At 55.3% G+C, this 20,643-nt stretch carries 20 protein-coding genes; 10 read left to right on the top strand and 10 right to left on the bottom strand.

The genetic code is table 11. The annotated features are described in order from the left end of the window. Positions 1-44: 44 nt before the first annotated feature. From damX to pilM, 8 genes are all read right to left on the bottom strand, one after another. The gene (gene damX, locus ACA108_01570; GenBank protein XEX96265.1) at positions 45-1,391 is read right to left on the bottom strand and encodes a cell division protein DamX; all 1,347 of its coding nucleotides are present in this window, start codon (positions 1,389-1,391) and stop codon (positions 45-47) included. A 96-nt stretch (positions 1,392-1,487) separates the two neighbouring features. Further along, positions 1,488-2,576: a 3-dehydroquinate synthase gene (gene aroB, locus ACA108_01565; protein XEX96264.1), complete on the bottom strand. Its 1,089-nt coding sequence runs from the start codon at positions 2,574-2,576 to the stop codon at positions 1,488-1,490. 57 nt (positions 2,577-2,633) lie between these two features. After that, complete coding sequence (aroK, locus tag ACA108_01560; protein ID XEX96263.1) at positions 2,634-3,155, bottom strand: shikimate kinase AroK; 522 nt, start codon at positions 3,153-3,155, stop codon at positions 2,634-2,636. Between the two features lie 319 nt (positions 3,156-3,474). Next, positions 3,475-4,722 carry a type IV pilus secretin PilQ gene (pilQ, locus tag ACA108_01555; protein ID XEX96262.1) on the bottom strand — a complete coding sequence of 416 codons (1,248 nt, stop codon included), beginning with the start codon at positions 4,720-4,722 and terminating at the stop codon, positions 3,475-3,477. After that, positions 4,661-5,047, bottom strand: coding sequence for a HofP DNA utilization family protein (locus ACA108_01550; protein XEX96261.1), 387 nt, complete (start codon positions 5,045-5,047; stop codon positions 4,661-4,663). Before ACA108_01550 ends, pilQ begins: the two co-directional genes overlap by 62 nt. Next, positions 5,037-5,507 (bottom strand): hypothetical protein, encoded by a 471-nt coding sequence (locus ACA108_01545; GenBank protein ID XEX96260.1) that lies wholly within the window; start codon positions 5,505-5,507, stop codon positions 5,037-5,039. Before ACA108_01545 ends, ACA108_01550 begins: the two co-directional genes overlap by 11 nt. Continuing rightward, positions 5,488-6,036: a PilN domain-containing protein gene (locus tag ACA108_01540; protein XEX96259.1), complete on the bottom strand. Its 549-nt coding sequence runs from the start codon at positions 6,034-6,036 to the stop codon at positions 5,488-5,490. Before ACA108_01540 ends, ACA108_01545 begins: the two co-directional genes overlap by 20 nt. Continuing rightward, the gene (gene pilM / locus ACA108_01535) at positions 6,033-6,896 is read right to left on the bottom strand and encodes a pilus assembly protein PilM (protein XEX96258.1); all 864 of its coding nucleotides are present in this window, start codon (positions 6,894-6,896) and stop codon (positions 6,033-6,035) included. The genes ACA108_01540 and pilM overlap by 4 nt, the downstream gene beginning before the upstream one ends. A gap of 80 nt (positions 6,897-6,976) precedes the next feature. On the opposite strand from pilM, the gene mrcA reads away from it, so the two are divergent. Further along, the gene (gene mrcA, locus ACA108_01530; protein ID XEX96257.1) at positions 6,977-9,529 is read left to right on the top strand and encodes a peptidoglycan glycosyltransferase/peptidoglycan DD-transpeptidase MrcA; all 2,553 of its coding nucleotides are present in this window, start codon (positions 6,977-6,979) and stop codon (positions 9,527-9,529) included. Positions 9,530-9,676: 147 nt separating this feature from the next. On the opposite strand, the gene ACA108_01525 is transcribed toward mrcA, so the two are convergent. Next, on the bottom strand, positions 9,677-9,952 hold the full coding sequence (locus ACA108_01525) for a PAAR domain-containing protein (protein XEX96256.1): 276 nt from the start codon (positions 9,950-9,952) through the stop codon (positions 9,677-9,679). A 216-nt stretch (positions 9,953-10,168) separates the two neighbouring features. Between ACA108_01525 and ACA108_01520 the strand changes: the two genes are divergently transcribed. The 5 genes from ACA108_01520 (at position 10,169) to ACA108_01500 (ending at position 15,395) form a co-directional block, all read left to right on the top strand. Beyond that, positions 10,169-11,304, top strand: a protein-coding gene (locus tag ACA108_01520; GenBank protein ID XEX96255.1) for an IS3 family transposase whose coding sequence is annotated in 2 segments (ribosomal slippage) — positions 10,169-10,415 and positions 10,415-11,304 — 1,137 coding nt in all. Because the reading frame shifts where the segments join, the coding sequence is not laid out codon by codon here. Further along, complete coding sequence (locus ACA108_01515) at positions 11,301-11,696, top strand: hypothetical protein (GenBank protein XEX96254.1); 396 nt, start codon at positions 11,301-11,303, stop codon at positions 11,694-11,696. Before ACA108_01520 ends, ACA108_01515 begins: the two co-directional genes overlap by 4 nt. Then, on the top strand, positions 11,693-13,969 hold the full coding sequence (locus ACA108_01510; protein XEX96253.1) for a DUF3274 domain-containing protein: 2,277 nt from the start codon (positions 11,693-11,695) through the stop codon (positions 13,967-13,969). Before ACA108_01515 ends, ACA108_01510 begins: the two co-directional genes overlap by 4 nt. Next, entirely contained in the window at positions 13,966-14,682 is a 717-nt protein-coding gene (locus ACA108_01505; GenBank protein ID XEX96252.1) for a hypothetical protein, read from the top strand. Before ACA108_01510 ends, ACA108_01505 begins: the two co-directional genes overlap by 4 nt. Then, positions 14,679-15,395 (top strand): hypothetical protein, encoded by a 717-nt coding sequence (locus ACA108_01500; protein ID XEX96251.1) that lies wholly within the window; start codon positions 14,679-14,681, stop codon positions 15,393-15,395. The genes ACA108_01505 and ACA108_01500 overlap by 4 nt, the downstream gene beginning before the upstream one ends. Before the next feature lie 57 nt (positions 15,396-15,452). On the opposite strand, the gene nudE is transcribed toward ACA108_01500, so the two are convergent. Further along, positions 15,453-16,013: an ADP compounds hydrolase NudE gene (gene nudE, locus ACA108_01495; GenBank protein ID XEX96250.1), complete on the bottom strand. Its 561-nt coding sequence runs from the start codon at positions 16,011-16,013 to the stop codon at positions 15,453-15,455. Positions 16,014-16,343: 330 nt separating this feature from the next. Between nudE and ACA108_01490 the strand changes: the two genes are divergently transcribed. Genes ACA108_01490 through hslO form a run of 4 tightly spaced genes read left to right on the top strand, consistent with a single transcriptional unit; the run spans position 16,344 to position 20,528 of the window. Further along, on the top strand, positions 16,344-18,485 hold the full coding sequence (locus tag ACA108_01490; protein XEX96249.1) for an intracellular growth attenuator family protein: 2,142 nt from the start codon (positions 16,344-16,346) through the stop codon (positions 18,483-18,485). Positions 18,486-18,543: 58 nt separating this feature from the next. Continuing rightward, complete coding sequence (yrfG, locus tag ACA108_01485; GenBank protein ID XEX96248.1) at positions 18,544-19,221, top strand: GMP/IMP nucleotidase; 678 nt, start codon at positions 18,544-18,546, stop codon at positions 19,219-19,221. A gap of 2 nt (positions 19,222-19,223) precedes the next feature. Beyond that, positions 19,224-19,625: a ribosome-associated heat shock protein Hsp15 gene (hslR, locus tag ACA108_01480; GenBank protein XEX96247.1), complete on the top strand. Its 402-nt coding sequence runs from the start codon at positions 19,224-19,226 to the stop codon at positions 19,623-19,625. A 24-nt stretch (positions 19,626-19,649) separates the two neighbouring features. Continuing rightward, a complete protein-coding gene (gene hslO, locus ACA108_01475) occupies positions 19,650-20,528 on the top strand; it encodes an Hsp33 family molecular chaperone HslO (GenBank protein XEX96246.1) in 879 nt (292 codons plus the stop codon). The last annotated feature ends 115 nt before the right edge of the window (positions 20,529-20,643 follow it).

Raw genomic sequence — 20,643 nt, 5'->3', positions numbered from 1 at the left:
TTCTCCAGCTGTGGAAAAGTTCCGACAGCGACTGCGCTTCTTCATTACTTCAGATCGGACTGCACCTGATGTATTGGTTTTGCCCACGGGTTTTTTGCCTGCACGTCAGCTGGCAGTGTTGCAACTGCACGTTTCGCTTCTTCCTTGCTGGCATAAATCCCGCTGACCAGTACATACCACGGCTGCCCGTTACGCACGGTCTGGTAAACCATATAGTGCTGCAGATTCTCTTTCTTCGCCCACGCGTTCAGGTTGTTCGAGTTAGAAGAAGAGCTGAGCTGCAAGGTGTAATGGCTGCCCGGTGCGCCTTTAATCGCACCCGCATCACCACTAACCGCAGCGCCGCTGGCAGCCGGTGCCGGAGTGCTACTGGTTCCCGCCGTCGCTGTACCGGCAGCAGAAGTCGTTGCCGTAGGGCCGACCGCTTTCGGTGTAGACGTGGATGTCGTAGCCGGAGCTTTCACAGGTTCTTTCGCTGCAGCTGGTGCGCTGACAGGTGCGCTGCTCTTAGTTGTAGCAACCGGTTTTGGCGCAGCTTTTGGCTCACTCGTAGTGGTTTTCGCCGTTGTCTGTGGTTTAGTCGCTACGGGCTGAGTCTTACGCGGCTCAATCACGGTTTTCTTACGTTCAGGGCGTGAAGCAGTATGGTGTGCAGGCTGGCTGTTCGTTGCATGGGCTGGTTCGGTCGTGGAATTACTTCCCGCCATGCGAGCAACCGTTGCAGGCTGGGTCGGCAGCGTAGAGCCGCTGGCCGCATTGTCGATCTGGCCCTGCTGCTGAGTCAGCGCATTGTTCAGATCGCCCGGAACCTCTACCCGCTGCTGGCCTTGCGGCGCTGGCTGCGTTTGCGCTTCAGTCGGGGTTGACGAGATAGGCGGCAGATTAACTTCCTGCGGATTTCCCGCGTTGCCCTGCTGAGGCTGGCCATGGGTCATCTGGGCGGCGTTATTAGGCTGAGCGCCGGTGTTCAGGTCGATATTTTTCTCAGCGCCAGCGTTAGTATTGGCGGTCTCAGTATCGGAGGACGGCGACTTCAGCGCGGAGCCAATACCAATAATCAGTAGCAGCAGAACCAGAATACCGATGCCCATCATCAGGTGCTGACGTGACACAGGGACTTTCTGCTTAGGTGCTTTTTTGCGGCCACGCGCAGGGCGGCGTTCGGCGGCTTCAACTTTGAGCTCGTCTCTCAGCTCATCTTCTTCTTCGTATGCTTCTTCTTCGTTACGCGGTCGGCGGGAGCGCGATGGGCGAGGCTCATCGGCATCCAGGTCGACATCATCGACATTTAGCTGAGGTTCGTTATCGAACTCTTCAGATTTGCGCGTACGGTCCCGACGGCGATCGCTGGGATCGGGTTTTAGCTCGTCTTCCGGTTTAAATTCATCCATTTAACACCCCACTCAAAGGCTCATGCCAGCGTTAGCTTATGCAATAAGCTTGAAGTTAAAAGTCGCCAGATTGCAACGACCAATTATTTCTAATAGTTACGCCTGCTGACAATCAGCAATGGCGGACAAAACGACATTGTGTGGCACTCCGCCACGTACTTCACTCTTCCCTATAGCAAGCGGCAGTACAAGACGCAGCTCACCTGCCAGTACTTTCTTATCACGCATCATGTGGGGCATATATGCGTCTGCTGACATTTCCTGCGGCCCGGTAACGGGCAGCCCGGCACGCTGTAAAAGCATAATAACCCGCTGAACATCGGCTTCACTAAATTGCCCCAGACGAAACGCTGTGCGGGCGGCCATAACCATGCCAGCCGCAACCGCTTCACCGTGTAGCCATTTTCCATAGCCCATTTCAGCTTCAATCGCATGACCAAACGTATGGCCCAGATTGAGTAAAGCACGTAAGCCGCTTTCGCGCTCGTCCGCTGCAACAACTTCTGCTTTTAGCTCACAACAACGACGAATACAGTAAGCCATCGCTTTACCGTCAAGGGCTAACAGCGCATCGAGATTCTCCTCAAGCCAGCGAAAGAAAGCCGTATCGAGGATTATCCCATACTTGATCACTTCAGCCAGGCCCGACGCCAGTTCCCGTTTCGGTAAGGTATTAAGACAGTCAAGATCCACCACCACCGAAGCCGGCTGGTAGAACGCGCCAATCATATTTTTACCAAGGGGATGGTTAACGGCCGTTTTGCCGCCAACGGAGGAGTCCACCTGCGAAAGCAGCGTGGTCGGAACCTGGATAAAGCGAACGCCCCGCTGATAACTCGCTGCGGCAAAACCGGTCAAATCTCCCACGACGCCGCCACCGAGGGCGATTAGCGTTGTGTCACGACCGTGAGGTTTTTCCAGCAGTGCCGTAAAGACGGTATCGAGTACAGCCAGACTTTTGAATTGTTCGCCATCCGGAAGGATGACGGAATCGACTTTAACGCCCGCCTGCTCAAGCACACCACGAACCTTATCCAGGTAAAGTGGCGCAAGGGTTTCGTTGGTCACCAGCATCGTCTGATCGCCCGCCTGTAGCGGCCAAAAAGACGCCGAGTCATTAAATAACCCGGCCGCAATGGTGATAGGGTAACTACGTTCCCCGAGAGTAACTGCTAACCTCTCCATAACGCGAAGTCCACCTTTTGAAGCTTTGCCCGCAGGCGTTTTTCGATTAAGCCAGAATCAATTGCTTTCCAACATATGAATAATCTGGTTAGCAACCACTTTGGCACTTTGGTCGTCAGTGCGAATCGTCACATCAGCAATCTCTTCATACAGAGGATTGCGTTCTTGCGCCAGGGCTTCAAGAACTTCACGCGGCGGTGTTTCAACCTGCAGCAACGGACGCTTTTTATCACGCTGTGTACGAGCAAGCTGTTTCTCGATTGTGGTTTCAAGATACACCACAACGCCACGGGCTGAGAGGCGGTTACGGGTTTCGCGAGACTTCACAGAGCCGCCACCAGTCGCCAGCACAATGCCCTGTTTTTCAGTGAGTTCGTTAATGATTTTCTCTTCGCGATCGCGGAAGCCATCTTCGCCTTCAACGTCGAATACCCAGCCCACATCAGCTCCGGTACGTTTCTCAATCTCTTGATCAGAATCGAAAAATTCCATATTGAGTTGCTGAGCTAACTGACGCCCAATAGTGCTTTTGCCGGCACCCATAGGCCCAACCAGAAAGATATTGCGTTTCTCTGCCATTTTTTCGGTACTACTAAGACAATTCGTTGATGATAAACCCACCGGGTAACATACTGCTGCGGCGGGACATGAACTGAAACCTCATAAGCGATAGTGCGAGAGTCAGACTAAAAATTATCTCAACACTCAAGGTAGTTTGGCAACCGATTAAATCACTCAACGTCTTCAGGGAGCGATAAAAGCATAAATCAGGTTTATCGGTCACAGGATTTCATTACCCTGCCTCTCGAAACGGTACACCTTGTAAGCTAATTCCTCTCTGGCGTCAAACACCTGAGCAGGGATTGGCAGAAAAACCCCTGGATTGCGCAGAAAATGACTACGGATGGGGAATAAGTCTTGGGGTGATAAAAACCACCAGCTCCCGGCGTTGACGATCTTTCGCGTCATGCCGGAAAAGACCGCCCAGCAGCGGTATACTTCCCAGTAAGGGGACGCTGTCCCTGCTCTCTTTATTATGCTGCTGAAAGATACCGCCCAGCGCCAGCGTCTCTCCCTCTTTCACCGAGACAACCGTTTCAATTTCCTGCTTATCTATAGCCAGCACTTCGCCCTCTGCCTGTTGAATACTTCTGCCGGGCATGTTCTGGCTAATTCGCAATTTCAGACGAATATTGCCCTGCGGTTGAATAGTAGGCGTAACTTCCATACCTAGCACGGCTTCTTTGAATTCAATTGACGTCGCTCCGCTTTCACCGCTGGAAACCTGGTAGGGAATTTCCGTTCCCTGCTTAATGCTCGCCGGCTGCTGGTGCGCCGCCATCAGCCGAGGGCTGGCGATAATCTCCAGCTGCTGCTGTTGCTCCAGGGCAGAGAGCTCCATTTCCAACAGGCGACCGTCGATGCGCGCAATATTAAAACCGGCGTGCGCCGTTGCAGCAGCCACGGCGACATCGGCACTTAAGGAATCCGGGTGAGGCAATATCTTACTCTTCTCCCCGTCCGCAAGGCTCCACTTCACGCCCAGCTCGCGCAGCTTGTTTTGATTGATCGTCACGATATGCGCGGCGATCTCTACCTGGCCCATCGGCAGATCCATCTCATTCACCCACCCGGCGACGTTTTTTAACACCGCAGCCGTATCCTGGATAATCAGACGATTAGTTCTGCCGTCTACCGACACGCTGCCGCGTGGGCTGAGCAGTTTATCTCCCATTCCTTTCAGGGATTCCGCAAGCGCGCCAGCTTCAGCGTGGACCGGCGAAAAAACTCGATGGGCCAGAGGCAGCTTAAGCGCCCGTTGTTTCTGCCGTTCCTCTTCAAGCACCTGCATCTGCCGCTGGCGCTCCTTCGGCCAGATCTGCACCACGCTCCCTTCCCGTTGCTGGGCCAGCCCGGCGGATTTTAGCACCAGCGCAAACGCCTGCTTCAACGGGATATTTACCAGATGCAGGGAAACCGCCCCCTCCACGCCCGGCGCAATCAGCAAGTTGATATTTTGATTCACTGCCAGCGCCTGAAGGACCTGAGCCACCGGCGCGTTATCGAGCACCAGCGAGACACCTTTATCGCCAAGGCTTACCGGCGGCCATGCCGCCAGCAGCACGAACATTCGCATCCATGTCATGATTTACTCCTTTGATTTTCCATTGATAAACAGACGGCCCACACTTTGCGGGCAGAGCGGCCGTTAATTGCTGTTGAGAGATGCTGGTGACCGGCGTACCGGGCTCGGTATCCATCCCAGTGGTGATTCGCCGCCAGCGCCCGCTGGGATCCTGCATAATTGCAATTGCGTCAGCCGCTGAGCTGACCACCCCCTTAAGCTGCCACTTATCCAGGCTGCCGGTCAGGGCATCGCAGGGCGTAACCAGTGGCTGGAAGGGATTGCGAGGCATAGCGCCTGATGCCTGCGCCGCCATCAGTAATAACAGAAGCAGATTACGGGGCATTGGCGAGCTCCAGCCTCAGAGTCAGGCGTAAGCGAGTGCCTACAGGTTCGATAGAAAAAGCCTGCAGATGAACGGCATCGTAACCGGACAGTACGGCAAACAGCCCGGGCAGCTTTTCCCAGGCCATGCGCAATTCCAGCGTGGCCGGTTTATCCGCCGGTAACCATTTGTGCAGCTCACCGCCGCTTGCTGACAGCAGCTCTACCAGAGAGAACGGGCGAGGAGAGGCTTCTGCGCTGGAGCGTGTGCGCGCTCGTGTTGAAACAGCCAGTCCGACGACCTTATGCCGAAGCTGAGCGACTTTAAGTCGGGCCTGTTGCTGCGCCACAAGCGCTTCATGAAGCCTGGCCTGACGTGGCTGAAGGACAGCAAACTCAAAAATTGTCGTCAGAAGACCGCAAGCGGCAAGCAAACTTAACGCCTTCGCCCAGGCCGGGCCGCTAATCCAGCGTTCGACCATCCTTACCTCCCTGCGCCAGACCCATGCTCATTGCAAAACCGATACGACCTTCGCCTTCCTGATTCACCTCACCCCACTGGACGGTATCGACACCGTCCAGTGTTTGAAAATGCCTGCCGGCCAGATGAATGTCCTCAGCCGCTGCCGCGTAACCCTGCACGTTCACTTTATCGCCGGTAAGAGAAAGGGCCTTCAGCCACACGCCGACCGGTAACCCGGCGGCCAGCTGGATAAAGCGTGACTCCCACGCCTTTACCCTCTGTCGCCGGACTTTAAGCTGCTGCTCTGCCTGCTGCTGGCGTTCAAGCTCCAGCAGCGTCTGCTGTTTATGCTGCAACGCGCCCTGTAGGTCCGCCAGGGAGCCCTCGTACAGGCGTTGCTGCGCCGCCTGCCCGCTAAGCGATACGGCCCGGGCAAGCTCCGTAAGCAAAAGCGCCAGCAAACAGCCTGCTGCCAGCAGGCTCCAGAAGCGCAGCCGAATAAGGCGCTGATGCTGCCGCCACGGCAGAAGATTGATAACGCCTCTCATCGACAAATCCGCCCGATTGCCAGAGCAATAGCAACGGTGAAGCAACCGCCGTGCCGCGGCAGCGGAGGTTGCAAACGCGCCAGCGCCCGCCAGGCATCGAGAAGCTGTACTCCCGGTGGCAACGGCTCCGGTAGCGAACTACTGAGGGCGATTTCATGCGGTGCAGCGTGCAGATGCAGACAGAGATCGGCGAAGGTTGCGGCCTGGCGGCTATCCACCCACCCCCACTCCGCAGGCTCGTCTGTTGTGGCCCACAGCCAGTGGTCGACTTCCCTGTGCACCAGCAGCCGGGGAGTGTCCGGCTGACAACATTTGCTCAGCGCGGACAGGACGCTGGCAGCGGGCGTCAGCGTCGCAGGAAAAAGCCTTTGTTTTGTGAAGCAATGAAGAAGCGCATCCACATCGCTGCGCCGGGCTGCGGTGACCAGACGCTTATCGGCATCCTGAGGCTGTATCTCGTAATCCCAGCTAAGCTGTGCTGGGGACATCTGAAGTTGCCTGGCAGCTGCGGCGGCGAGATAAGCCTCGCGCTCCGGCTCCCGCAGACGGTTATCAGGGGCGGGGACGGGCCGTTGCAGGGTACGCTGTGAAGGAAAGGCAACGCGGAGCTGATGGCGTAAGGGGAGTTCCCGCCGCCACTGCGCCAACACTTTAATCAAGCTTTCTGATGACTGCACCACGCCATCGCGGAAGGTGTGCTCAGGCACAGGGAGCTGCCACCAGTGGCGTAGCTGCCAGCCCTGACGCTGCCGCTGAACGGCCACGGCGCACAGCATTTCCCGTTGAATTTCCAGGCCTATTTGCCAGGTATTGATAACCATAGTGACGATCTCCGTATCGTTTGCTTGCGAATTTGGCATATCAAAGCTACTGGCTTGCCTTTATACTACTGCGCTTTTGTTTATAAACTGCCCAGTGGAAACGTAATGGGAAATTTAAGGTGAAGTTCGTAAAGTATTTATTAATCCTTGCAGTCTGTTGCATTCTGCTGGGAGCCGGCTCGATTTACGGTTTGTACAAATTTATCGAGCCGCAGCTGCCCGATGTCGCCACACTGAAAGATGTGCGTCTGCAGATTCCAATGCAGGTCTACAGCGCTGACGGGGAATTAATTGCCCAGTACGGTGAGAAGCGTCGTATTCCGCTGACCCTCAGTCAGATCCCGCCCGTCATGGTGAAGGCATTTATTGCCACCGAAGACAGCCGTTTCTATGAGCACCATGGCGTTGACCCGGTGGGGATCTTCCGTGCGGCGAGCATTGCGCTGTTCTCAGGCCACGCATCCCAGGGCGCGAGTACCATTACTCAGCAGCTGGCGCGTAATTTCTTCCTGAGCCCCGAGCGCACGCTGACTCGTAAGATCAAAGAAGCCTTCCTCGCGATTCGTATTGAGCAGATGCTGAGCAAAGACGAAATTCTCGAGCTGTATCTGAATAAGATCTACCTCGGTTACCGCGCATACGGCGTGGGTGCCGCAGCACAGGTTTATTTCGGAAAACCTGTCGATCAGCTGACGCTCAGTGAAATCGCGGTCATTGCCGGTTTGCCTAAGGCACCGTCAACGTTTAACCCGCTGTATTCGCTTGAAAGAGCAACATCTCGTCGTAATGTCGTGCTCTCTCGTATGATGAGCGAGGGTTACATTACCCAGTCCCAGTACGATGAAGCCCACAGCCAGCCTATCGTTGCCAACTACCATGCCCCGGAAATCGCGTTCTCTGCGCCTTATCTGTCCGAACTGGTCCGTCAGGACATGGTTAGCCGCTACGGCGATAAAGCCTATGAAGACGGCTACAAGGTTTACACCACCGTTACCCGTAAGATTCAGCAGGGTGCGCAGCAGGCCGTGCGTAACAACGTGATGAACTACGACATGCGCCATGGCTACCGCGGCCCGTCTAACGTGCTATGGAAAGTAGGTGAAGGCGCATGGGACGATAAGAAGATTATCGACTCGCTGAAAAGCCTGCCGGTCTACGGCCCGCTGTTCCCGGCGGTTGTGACCCAGGCGAGCCCAGCGGAAGCCACGGCACTGATGGCCGACGGCACGTCAGTGGCGCTGAACATGGAAGGCATGCGCTGGGCGCGACCGTACCGTTCAGATACTTCGCAAGGCCCAACGCCGCGCAAAGTCACCGACGTGGTACAGGCAGGGCAGCAAATCTGGGTTCGCAAGGTTGATGACGCATGGTGGTTAGGCCAGGTGCCGGACGTCAACTCCGCGCTGGTGTCTATCAACCCGCACGACGGTGCCGTGATGGCGCTGGTCGGCGGCTTCGACTTTAACCAGAGCAAATTTAACCGTGCTACTCAGGCGCTACGCCAGGTTGGATCGAACATCAAACCGTTCCTCTACACCGCGGCAATGGATAAAGGCCTGACGCTGGCGAGCATTCTCAACGATGTGCCTATTTCCCGTTGGGATGCCGGTGCCGGTTCCGACTGGCGTCCGAAGAACTCCCCGCCGCAGTACGCCGGGCCGATTCGTCTTCGTCAGGGTTTAGGCCAGTCGAAGAACGTGGTCATGGTTCGTGCAATGCGTGCAATGGGCGTGGATTATGCAGCCGAGTACCTGCAACGCTTCGGCTTCCCGGCACAGAACATCGTGCACACGGAATCCCTGGCGCTGGGCTCCGCGTCGTTTACGCCAATGCAGGTGGCCCGCGGTTACTCGGTAATGGCAAACGGCGGCTTCCTGGTCGACCCTTACTTCATTGCGAAGATTGTGAACGACAGCGGCGACACCGTGTTTGAGGCCAAACCGAAAGTTGCCTGTCCGGACTGCGATCTGCCGGTGATTTACGGCAATACGCCAAAATCTGACGTGCTGGAAAATAAGGACGTTGAGGATGTTGCAACGTCCCAGGAACAGCAAAACGCCGCCGTGCCGATGCCAAAACTGGAGCAGGCCAATAACGATTTGGTTGCGCAGACTACCGCGCCAGACTACGCGCCCCACGTGATTAACACGCCGCTGACCTTCCTGATTAAAAGCGCGCTTAACACCAATATTTACGGTGAGCCGGGCTGGCAGGGTACGGGCTGGCGCGCAGGTCGCGATCTGAAGCGCCGCGATATCGGCGGTAAAACAGGCACCACCAACAGCTCGAAAGATGCCTGGTTCTCCGGCTACGGTCCTGGCGTAGTGACTTCCGTGTGGATTGGTTTTGACGATCACCGTCGCAATCTGGGCCGCACTTCTGCAAGCGGCGCCATTAAAGACCAGATCTCCGGCTATGAAGGCGGCGCGAAGAGTGCGCAGCCAGCATGGGATGATTTCATGAAGGTGGCGCTGGACGGCGTACCGGAAGAGCCGCTGACGCCGCCGCCGGGCATCGTGACGGTGAATATCGACCGCAGCACGGGCCAGCTGGCCAACGGCGGTAACAGCCGCGAAGAGTATTTCATTGAGGGCACGCAGCCAACGCAGCAGGCGGTGCATGAAATGGGTACCACGATTATCGATAACGGCGAGACGCACGAGCTGTTCTGATACCAAGCGGTTGGACGATTCGGCAGGTGTATCACAACAAGCCTCATCATTTCGATGGGGCTTTTTTCATTCTTGCAGCCTGGCTCGAAGAGCCTCAACCCGGTCTGAACACGGATCAGCACACGATGGGCGCGTCGGCCCCTGACCTTATCCTTTCGCCCCCGTTTCTGATATACCCGTTTTAAAACGGCTAATTACTCTGGCTCCGCAGGTCGTTGTATCACCATGCAGCACCCGACGCTGACCATTAACCGTTACATGACTCGATCCGATTAAAGTTGCCTCTCTGCCGCATTGGGGACAATTGAACTTATGACAGGTGATAACCATTGGAACACATTCAACCGTGTGCGTGTATAGGCCCTGAATGATTGTGCCGCCGTGTGTAGTAGTGTCGCCCACCAGAATAAATCGCTGATTCATCTCAATCCGTCCTTGCGTGAAATATCTCAAAATAACTCAAAAAATTGCGTTGCAGCATATTTATACAGATAACCACTCAAAAACCACGGCCTTTTATTGTATGGTTTGTCATCAGTCTGAATAGACCCGGATTTCCTAGACGGTTCAGTGCCTCATGTGGACTGACCCCGCCCCGGTAGACGATCCTGCCCTATAGTTTGAGCATAGGAGGAGCGTATGGGCACACCACGATTTACACCTGAATTTAAGGAAGAGGCTGTCCGTCAGATAACGGAACGCGGTTATTCCGTCGCCGAAGTATCTGACCGTCTGGGCGTTTCTGCACACAGCCTCTACAAGTGGCTACGGGCGATTAAACCCGATAACAGCGAGCAGCATGCCCGGGATTTACTGGAGGCCAAAAGCGAGATCCTGAAACTACGGGCGCAGCTAAAACGTACCGAAGAGGAACGGGATATTTTGAAAAAGGCCGCGCGGTACTTTGCAAGGGAGCCCGACTGAAGTACCGCTTTATCAATGAGCACCGCACTGTATGGGGTGTGATGACGATGTGTCGGGTACTCAATGTCGCCCGGGCCGGGTTCTATGCGTGGCTGCACAACCCGGTCTCGGCACGTGATAAAGATAACCAGCGCCTGCTGACGCTTATCCGTGACTCATATTCACTGAGCGGAGGCGTATACGGTTACCGGCGGGTTCATGGCGACCTGAACGAAATCGGGGAAACCTGCGGCAAAAACCGGGTGGGTCGTATTATGCAACTGAACCGGATCAAAGCCGTACGCGGCTATAAAGCGCCGCGTCGTATCGCTGGTCGACCTTCAGTGGTTGCCCCGAATCGCGTGCAGCGGCAGTTTACTGTTGTCCGGGCCAATCAGGTCTGGGTCACCGACATCACTTACATCCGCACCTGGCAGGGCTGGTTGTATCTGGCGGTGGTTATCGATCTCTTCGCCCGTAACGTGGTCGGCTGGTCGATGAAACCCACTCTCTCACGCGAACTGGCGCTGGATGCGCTGATGATGGCGGTCTGGCGACGTAAACCCGACGGCGAGGTTATCGTGCACTCAGACCAGGGCAGCCAGTACGGCAGTGACGACTGGCAGCGCTTCTGCCGGGCCAATAACCTGGCTCCGAGCATGAGCCGGCGTGGCAACTGCTGGGATAATGCGGTGGCCGAATCGTTCTTCAGTTCACTGAAAAAAGAGCGCATCAGGAAGAGAATATACAAAACCCGGGATCTGGCCCGGGCGGATATCTTCGATTACATTGAAGTGTTCTATAACCGGTCCCGGCGCCACCGTCATCTCGGCGGCGTCAGTCCGGAGGCCTTTGAACAGGCCTCATCGTGAGGACAGAATTTGTCTACTGTCGTGGGGTCAGTCCACTTTTGCTGATGTGCGGAGGCGCTGGCATCCGTCTCAAAGATGGTGAAATTGAGTTTATCGCACCGCATTACGTCAGGTTTAAAGCGCCTGCCGTCGATTACATGGCGAAGGCGAGCCTTGATCATCTGAAGCCAACCTTTGCTGCAGGGGAGTTGGCCCAACAGTTCCGGCTGCATGCCCCTGACGACCCGGATCATATTCTGAAAGGTCAACGTTTCAGGCTCCATAAAAAAGGCGAAGTCATTGAGGGGATCACCGATGATAACGGTGAATCGCCACTGCTGAACACATCTGAACTTGACACCTGGTCGCTCGAATTAGTCCATGATATTGAAACCACGGAAGGAACCGTATGAGTGAGTCATCTGATACGCAGAATGCCAACCCATTTGATCAGTCTCCAGAGCCACAAGATCCGCAAAGTTTCGGCGCACACAATAACCGTTACCTGGCACAGCAGTGTATCGGCGTTCCGGTAAATGCCGGTAAACCGATGTACACCACGAACTGCCCTGTTCACCGTCCAATGCCCGGAATTGTGATATTGGTTCATGGCGTCAATGACGTGGGGGAAGCCTATCAGAACCAGGAACGCGGCATCATCGAAGGGCTGAAAAAGCGGCTTGGCCGCGATGATTTATGGCCGCATGAGTGGGAAGAAAAAACCTACGAAATCCGTAATGCGGAAGGGGTAATGGAGGACTGTACCGATACACAGAAAAAGCAGATGGTCTGCACCAGCACCGCGGTGCGCTCACCGGTAATCCCGTTTTATTGGGGTTATCGTCCGGTAGATAAGGAAATATGGGAGGAAGACCAGCGAACGTATCGTGAGGCCATGCGCAACAGCGGCAACAGCCCACAAACTCCTTTACCGTATGATGCCTATCGCGAAAATGACCCGGCGATTCTGAAACGTTTCGGTGGCAAGCATGCGATGGACTACTTTCATAATACCCTGGACTTAAACGGTGTCTGGGGCGGTGGGACGTTCGCCAACGCCACAACAAACATCCCTGATTTGCTTGGGCCGGGGGCCGGAGGGGCGGCGCTGGGCGCAGTCGGATTTTTGAGTCGTAGCGAACTGGCAAACGGCGGTGACTTTACCCAGCCGGTCTACAAAAATCCGCACAGGATTTACCAGTTTTATGCAGCACAAAGGCTGGCAAACCTGATATTAAGAATTCGGCGTAACCCGGCTACTCGCACCGATACGATTAACATTGTGGCGCACAGTCAGGGCACCATTATCACCATGCTGGCAAACATGCTGGTTAAGCAGGCAGATATGGCACCGGCTGACTGCGTGATCCTCAATCACTCCCCGTATTCTCTGGAAAATCGTTGGCTTGAGAACGGCCAGCCTGGTCATCATCAGACCGATACCGCCCGGCAGCAAACCTTTGAGAACTTTTGCCGCCTGATGGCGACGAACGAGAAGTTCGCGGCCAGCGGCGATGGCCTGATGAGTGCCGCCGACCAGAAGGCGCTTCTCGATACGATGACGCTCCCGCGCAAGGCATTCAGTAGCAGCTGGTATGATACTCCGTTAAATCAGCGCAACAATTTCGGAAAGGTCTATAACTATTTTTCCCCGCATGACGGCACGGTATCCCTGCTGCCTGTACAGGGCTTTGGCTGGCGCGGTGTTTCTCAAAAGCTGGCCGACACCATCCCCAATTTACGCCAACGCGTATTTTTCCAGAACGGCAGCGTCGGCCATGCGCCGGACGGAAAACCGTTTCGTAAGCCTGCTGCGGGAAAAGGCGATTTCGCTTATTCAGCGCTGACGAACGCAAGCTGGGATTTTGGGGACGTGGTGGCCAATGGTGAACAACTGCCAGAGCCATTTATCTTCACGCTGATGGGGCAGCCAGACCCGCTCGATACCCAATCCGACCAAAACAACGCCTACAAAACCCCCGTTAGTGGTAATGACGAGATGGTTTCGTATAACGCGAAAGCTGGGGCAGCCAGCCATGCCCGGCGCACAAAAGAGGAAGTGTTCAACTGCCCGCCTTACGATCCCTTTAAACATCTTCAGCCCGGTCACGTTCTTACCCAGAGGGAAATTGATGTGCTCAGAAACTGGCGGCAAATGGATATCGTCAGCGGCAAAATCACCGGCGTAAACGACGCTAACAAAAAGATCGTCGTTCGCCGTAATTTGACCGAAGCCGAGCGGCATAAGCTATTCACCTCCTCTGACGATGTGATGTTCAGCCAGCATTCATCAATTGTCATGTCGCCTAAAGTACCGGAACTGGCGATGGCTTACGACCTGGCTATCGGCCCCTGCAAGTCGTTTGATTATGAGCATGGTGCATTCTGGCGGGAATTAATCGCATTGGCCGACTGGCGTAGTTGGTCAACAGATAGCTATGCCAGGAACTATTATCGGACAGGAGAGCTGCCGGAACCGGAAACCAAAATTTTCATGAACAAGCCCGATCAGATCTTACCGCAAGGGGAATTTGGCGTGGTGAACCAGTTTATGAATGCCACCCGCGTGATCCCGGCTCGTTATCCGGAAGTCCATAATCGTGAAGTAGCAAATCTGCAATGGCCGATGCCCCCGGTTCAAGGATTTAATACTGTTCCCTCTGAACCGAGAAGGAAAATCGGATGACATCAAGAACTTTAAGCGTAGCGCTCCTGACTACACAGTTATTAGTTGCAGGATGTACGTCCTCGCAGGAGCCACCTACACAGGTGATTTATCGCTTTGACGATCATCGCTATCTGGAACTGAAGGGCTGGAACTGCCAGGGGGCGTTGTACTACGTTGACCCGGTCCGCGGGATCCGTTCTGAAGTCGCAAGCCAGTTTTATCGGGCATTTGCTGATAAATATATACATCCTTCGGAGCGCTATATTGCCGTTCCTTCGTGGGATTCTTCTGCCTTCCTTGTTTCAAAAAATTACGGTGAGACCTGGCAGGTCGCGCATTTTGATACAGGATTTCATACCGTTGAACCGGACGGCTCAAGCAGTCCATCCAGAGAAAATATGCTCTCGTTCACGGTCGTAAACGATCAGGGATTTTTGCTTACTCGCCAGGGCAATCTTTACATGAGCTCAAAACCCTTCGATGATCCGCGCATAATGCCGGGGGGAAAAGGGGTTGATTATATTGATGAGGACGGAGATAAGCACCATATGCGGCCAGGCTTTGCAGGGCCAGGATGGGGACTGTCGTATATTCCACCGAAAACAATCGACCAGTTAACTTACCAGTACCTGACTAACTGGCAGAACCTGCCGATCCGCGTGCCAGAGGTCAGCAATTACAAGGGCTGGGACCATATGCAGTGCAACCCGGATCGTGGGGTTAAGGAATGAACAACCTGATTCGGGTAATCCAGACGCTCTGCATGGGGATATTATTAGCGGGATGTACGGCCGCGCAGGAGTCGCCGACGCAGGTTATTTACCGGTTTGACGATCATCGTTACCTGGAGTTGAAGGGTTGGAACTGTGAGGGGGCATTATTCTACGTTGACCCGCAGCGCGGTATACGTTCAGAAGTTTCTAGCCAGTTTTACCGGGCCTTTGCTGACAAGTATGTGCATCCTTCCGAGCGCTATATTGCCATTCCGTCCTGGGATACGGATGCCTTCGCAGTTTCAAAAGATTACGGAAAAACATGGCAATCAGCAACGTTTAACACTGGGTTTCATACGGTCGAACCGGACGGCTCAAAGAGTCCATCCAGAGAAAATATGCTCTCGTTCACGGTCGTTAACGATCAGGGCTTTCTCTTAACTCGCCAGGGCAATCTTTACATGAGTTCAAAACCCTTCGATGACCCACGGATTTTGCCCGGCGGCTCCGGCGTTGATTATGTCGATGAAGACGGTGATAAGTATCATCTTCGACCGGGCTTTGCAGGTGCAGCCTGGGGGTTATCGTACATTCCACCGAAGTCTCTTAAGTACTTAACGGCTTCTCAGTTAGCTAACTGGCAGAACCTGCCGACCCGCGTACCAGAAGTCAGCAATTACAAGGGCTGGGATCACATGCAGTGCAACCCGGATCGGGGGCTTAAAGAGTGAGCACGGTGAATTAAATCATCTAAAGTGAGAACACTTTCAAACGAGGTGTTTTAAACGCTACAGGCGGCCCTGCTCTTTCAGCCATTCGCGCAGCAGGAACAGCGCGCTGACGTTTCGCGCCTCGCTGAAGTCTTCTTCATCCAGCAGGTCGAGCAGTTTTGCCAGCGGCCAGCGCACCTGCGGCAGCTCTTCCGGCTCATCCCCTTCCAGTGACTCAGGGTAGAGGTCTTCGGCGACCACGATATTCATCCTGCTGGAGAAATAAGAAGGCGCCATGGTGAGTTTTTTCAGGAACGTTAGCTCGTTGGCTCCAAAGCCAACCTCTTCCTTCAGCTCGCGGTTCGCAGCTTCAAAAACGGTTTCACCCGGGTCAATAAGCCCCTTAGAAAAACCGAGCTCGTATGATTCCGTCCCAACCGCATATTCACGAATCAGAATGACATGATCGTCGACCACCGGGATAATCATTACCGCTTCGCGCGAAGAAGGCCGCATGCGTTCGTAAACGCGGCGTACGCCATTGCTGAACTCCAGGTCCACGGTCTCGACATTAAACAGGCGTGAACGCGCCACGGTCTCAACATGTAAAATGGTCGGCTTCTGTAAGGATTTGCTCATCGTGACTGGTTTAAAGAGTGGGACAGGTGTGTCATTGTGCGGTATGCCGCACACCTCGTGCAATGCACATTGGTTATTATTTACATTTTTGTAACCTTATCCGATCGTTCATAGCGGTGCATGTATCTGTCAAGCATGCGCAATGAAATAGGAATTTGCTGATATTTGCCGGGAAGTCGCTTTGCTAACATCAAGTTACCGCAGGTTTTACCCTACAAAAGACTCAAGTTCACATTTGTACCTGCCGATAACAACTCATACACCCATAATGCTTTAAGGTGTGCATCTTGCTGCGCTTGAATAAGAAAACGATGATTTAATGGGGATGGCATGAGCACCTTACTCCTTTTTTTAGCTGCTATGCTGGCCTGTGTAATCATTGCCGGATGGTTGGTCTGGCGCAGCCTGCGGCTGCGTTCCCGGCCTGCAAACGTACAATCCTTTACCGGTGCTACCGCCCGTAAACTCACCGCTGAAGAGCGCACTGCCGTTGAAGCTTATATCGAGACGCTGACCCGAACCCAGGACATCGTCGGGCCAACCGGTGCCAGTACGGCGCCCGTGAGGCTGGTGCTCAACGCGCAAAGTAGTACCGTCCTCTCGCTTACTCGCTCCATTACCCGCTACGGACTGTCGACGGATGACGCCAACAAATGGCGCTACTACCTCGATTCCGTGGAGGTCCACCTGCCGCCGTTCTGGGAGCAGTACATCACCAACGATAATAACGTTGAGCTGATCCGTACCGAGACCGTGCCGCTGGTTATCTCGCTGAATGGTCATACTCTGGGGGAAGAGAGGATTGATAACCGCGGCTTCGCGCTGGAACGGGCGACTAACAGCCAGGCCTCGATTCGCGGCGAAGAGAGCGAGCAAATCGAACTGCTGAATATCCGCCAGGAAACGGCAGAGGAAGCAGCCCTCAGCCGCCCGGACGGACTGCGCGAGGCGATTCTGTTATGCGTCGCGTTTGTCATGCTCTATCTGTGCCTGGTCAGCCCGATTGTCGTGCTGCCCTGGCTGCTGGGCGGCGCGATTATGCTGCTGGCCGCAAGCCTCTGGGGGCTGTTTGCCCCTCCGGCTAAAAATACGCTGCGTGAGATCCACTGTCTGCGCGGCACGCCCAAGCGCTGGGGTCTGTTTGGCGAATCCAACCAGGAGCAGATTAACAATATCTCGCTGGGCATTATTGACCTGATTTATCCGCCGCACTGGCAGCCCTACGTCGCACAGGATCTCGGGCAGAAGACCGATATTGATATCTATCTCGACCGTAACGTGGTGCGCCAGGGGCGCTTCCTCTCGCTGCACGATGAGGTTAAAAACTTCCCCATTCAGCACTGGATGCGCAATCTGGTTATCGCCACCGGCGCGCTGGCGGTGCTGCTGATGCTGCTGATTTGGGTGCCGCTGGAAATGCCGCTGAAATTAAGCATCTCCTGGCTTAAGGGCGCGCAAACAATCGAGGCGACGACCGTTGCGGATCTGCAGAAAACTCAGCTGCGAGTTGGCGACACCCTGCGCGTCTCCGGCACCGGCATGTGTAATATTCATCTGCCCGGCGCCTATCCGACAAAACAGAACAACCCGTTTACGCCTTTCGACTGCTCACAAATTGTCTGGAACACGGCCCGGCCGCTGCCGCTGCCGGAGTCTGACGTCATGGATAAAGCCACGGCGTTAACCCAGGCGGTCAGCAGCCAGCTCCATCCGCAAACGGAAGCAGACTCGAAGGTTAACCCGCAGCTAAGAACGGCCATTCAGAAATCGGGTATGGTGCTGCTGGATGATTTCGCCAGCATCGTACTGAAGACCCAGGCGCTCTGTACAGCGGACGATGAATGCGTTCGCCTGAAGAACGCACTGATCAATCTGGGCAATACCAAAGACTGGGAATCGCTGCTCAAAAGGGCCGATGCCGGCAAGCTGGACGGCGTGAACGTGCTGCTACGACCGGTGAGCGCCGAGTCCCTTGATAACCTCGTCACCACCTCCACCGCGCCGTTCTTTATCCGCGAAACGGCCCGCGCCGCACAGAAGCTCAACAGCCCGGCTCCCGGCGGTTTTATTATCGTCAGCGACGAAGGCAGCGATCTTGTCGATCAACCTCTGCCGCCGGTTTCGCTGTATGACTTCCCGGCCCAGGAGCAGTGGGAAGAGTTTCAGCGCCTGGCCGATATGCTACTGCGTACGCCGTTCAGCGCCGAGGGGATTATTACCGGCCTGAGCACCGATGCTAACGGCACCCAGCACGTGACGCTGCACCGCATTCCTGACAGCAGTAGCCTGTGGCGCTATATCGCAACTACCCTGCTGCTGTTGAGCATGCTGGTTCTGGCACTGTTCAACGGCGTGCTCGCCTGGCGTCGCTACCACCGTAGCCGCAACCGTCTGGCACAAATTCAGCAGTACTATGAAAGCTGTATGAACCCTTCGCTCACGGCTATCCCGGCGGTACGCCCACTGTTCTGACCTCACGCGGCAGGTTGTGCTAACCTGTCGCGCAGTTTCCTTCAATCAGGTTTACCCCATGCATATTGATATTGCCTGGCAGGACGTTGACACCGTTCTGCTCGATATGGACGGCACGCTGCTGGATCTCGCCTTTGATAACCATTTCTGGCAGAAGCTGGTCCCGGAAACCCTCAGTCTCGATCGCGGCATTCCTCTGGATGAAGCCCACCAGCTTATACGCCAGGAATATCACGCCGTGCAGCATACGCTAAACTGGTACTGTCTGGACTACTGGAGCGAGCGGCTGGGGCTGGATATCTTTGCCATGACCACCGCACAGGGGCCAAACGCGATACTGCGTGAAGATACTGCGCCATTTCTGGCGGCGCTGAAAGCGTGCGGGAAAAGGCGAATTCTGCTGACCAATGCGCATCCGCACAACCTGGCCGTGAAGCTTGAACACACTGGTTTAGCCCAGCACCTTGATTTATTGCTTTCCACCCACACATTTGGTTATCCGAAAGAGGATCAGCGTTTGTGGCAGGCCGTCGCCGCGCATACCGGGCTTGAAGGGGCGCGCACCGTCTTTATTGACGACAGCGAGCCGATTCTGGACGCCGCGGCGCAATTTGGTATTCGTTACTGCCTGGGCGTCACTAACCCTGACTCCGGCGTGGCAGACAAAACCTGGCAGCGCCATCCCGCGCTGAACGACTACCGCCGCCTGATCCCTTTGCTTTCCGTAAAGGAGTAGCCATGAAAGAAAAGCCCGCGACAGGCGTACGCCTCGACAAATGGCTTTGGGCCGCCCGCTTTTACAAAACCCGCGCCGTGGCGAGGGAGATGGTTGAGGGCGGCAAGGTGCATTACAACGGACAACGCAGCAAGCCCAGTAAACTTGTTGAACTGAACGCGATGCTGACGCTGCGTCAGGGCAACGACGAACGTACGGTGACCGTCCTCGGCATTACCGAACAGCGCCGCCCGGCAGCGGAAGCGGCGCTGCTGTACGAAGAGACGGCGCAAAGCGTCGAAAAACGGGAAAAGGTGGCGCTGGCCCGCAAGATGAACGCGCTGACCATGCCGCACCCCGACCGTCGCCCGGATAAAAAAGAGCGTCGGGATCTGATGAAATTTAAACACGGTGGCAACGAGTAGCTGCCGCCTGACCGAGAGAAAATTATGGCTCAACACGACCAACTCCACCGTTACCTGTTTGAAAACTATGCCGTGCGCGGCGAGCTGGTGACGGTTTCCGAAACCTGGCAGCAGATCATGGAAAACCATGACTATCCGCAGCCGGTAAAAACGATCCTCGGCGAACTGCTGGTTGCCACCAGCCTGCTGACGGCAACGCTGAAGTTTGACGGTGATATCACCGTGCAGCTGCAGGGCGACGGCCCGATGAACCTCGCGGTGATCAACGGCAATAACAAGCAGCAGATGCGCGGTGTGGCTCGCGTTCAGGGCGATATTCCTGCGGACGCGGACATGAAAACCCTGATCGGCAACGGTTATCTGGTGATCACCATCACCCCAAGTGAGGGCGAGCGCTACCAGGGCGTTGTTGGGCTGGAGGGCGATACGCTGGCCGAGTGTCTGGAAGATTACTTCCTCCGGTCCGAACAGCTGCCAACGCGCCTGTTCATCCGTACCGGCGACGTGGATGGCAAAGCCGCTGCGGGCGGTATGCTGCTGCAGGTACTACCGGCGCAGGACGCCCAGGCCGATGACTTCGCGCACCTGGCCGCGCTGACCGAAACCATTAAAGCGGAGGAGCTGCTGAACCTGCCTGCTAACGACGTTCTGTGGCGCCTGTACCACGAAGAAGAGGTCACGCTCTACGATCCGCAGGCCGTTGAGTTCAAATGCACCTGCTCCCGCGAACGCTGTGCCGACGCGCTGAGCACCCTGCCGGACGAAGAGGTGGACAGCATTATTGCCGACGACGGCGAAATCGACATGAACTGTGATTACTGCGGTAACCACTATGTGTTCGACGCAATGGACATCGCAGCTATCCGCAACAATGCCTCACCGGCGGATCCGCAGGTACATTGATCGTTGAAGCTCCCTCTCTCACAGGAGAGGGAGCAAAAAAAACCTCGTTTGCACGCAAACGCGCGCTCAATCACAAAGCGTCCGTTTATCGCACTAATTTTTAACATATTCAGAC

The organism is Dryocola sp. LX212 (assembly GCA_041504365.1).
Taxonomy (GTDB): domain Bacteria; phylum Pseudomonadota; class Gammaproteobacteria; order Enterobacterales; family Enterobacteriaceae; genus Dryocola.
The sequence above is the reverse complement of the archived record's forward strand: the minus strand, read 5'-3'. Positions and strand labels throughout refer to the sequence as shown.

Bases quoted from the DNA above. Each gene is read 5' to 3' on its own strand.
- ACA108_01545 (XEX96260.1), bottom strand. From the start codon at position 5,507: ATGGTCGAACGCTGGATTAGCGGCCCGGCCTGGGCGAAGGCGTTAAGT.
- damX (XEX96265.1), bottom strand. From the start codon at position 1,391: ATGGATGAATTTAAACCGGAAGACGAGCTAAAACCCGATCCCAGCGAT.
- yrfG (XEX96248.1), top strand. From the start codon at position 18,544: ATGCATATTGATATTGCCTGGCAGGACGTTGACACCGTTCTGCTCGAT.
- pilM (XEX96258.1), bottom strand. From the start codon at position 6,896: ATGCCAAATTCGCAAGCAAACGATACGGAGATCGTCACTATGGTTATC.
- ACA108_01525 (XEX96256.1), bottom strand. From the start codon at position 9,952: ATGAATCAGCGATTTATTCTGGTGGGCGACACTACTACACACGGCGGC.
- aroB (XEX96264.1), bottom strand. From the start codon at position 2,576: ATGGAGAGGTTAGCAGTTACTCTCGGGGAACGTAGTTACCCTATCACC.
- nudE (XEX96250.1), bottom strand. From the start codon at position 16,013: ATGAGCAAATCCTTACAGAAGCCGACCATTTTACATGTTGAGACCGTG.
- aroK (XEX96263.1), bottom strand. From the start codon at position 3,155: ATGGCAGAGAAACGCAATATCTTTCTGGTTGGGCCTATGGGTGCCGGC.
- ACA108_01540 (XEX96259.1), bottom strand. From the start codon at position 6,036: ATGAGAGGCGTTATCAATCTTCTGCCGTGGCGGCAGCATCAGCGCCTT.
- ACA108_01500 (XEX96251.1), top strand. From the start codon at position 14,679: ATGAACAACCTGATTCGGGTAATCCAGACGCTCTGCATGGGGATATTA.
- pilQ (XEX96262.1), bottom strand. From the start codon at position 4,722: ATGACATGGATGCGAATGTTCGTGCTGCTGGCGGCATGGCCGCCGGTA.
- ACA108_01505 (XEX96252.1), top strand. From the start codon at position 13,966: ATGACATCAAGAACTTTAAGCGTAGCGCTCCTGACTACACAGTTATTA.
- hslO (XEX96246.1), top strand. From the start codon at position 19,650: ATGGCTCAACACGACCAACTCCACCGTTACCTGTTTGAAAACTATGCC.
- ACA108_01550 (XEX96261.1), bottom strand. From the start codon at position 5,047: ATGCCCCGTAATCTGCTTCTGTTATTACTGATGGCGGCGCAGGCATCA.
- ACA108_01510 (XEX96253.1), top strand. From the start codon at position 11,693: ATGAGTGAGTCATCTGATACGCAGAATGCCAACCCATTTGATCAGTCT.
- hslR (XEX96247.1), top strand. From the start codon at position 19,224: ATGAAAGAAAAGCCCGCGACAGGCGTACGCCTCGACAAATGGCTTTGG.
- ACA108_01490 (XEX96249.1), top strand. From the start codon at position 16,344: ATGAGCACCTTACTCCTTTTTTTAGCTGCTATGCTGGCCTGTGTAATC.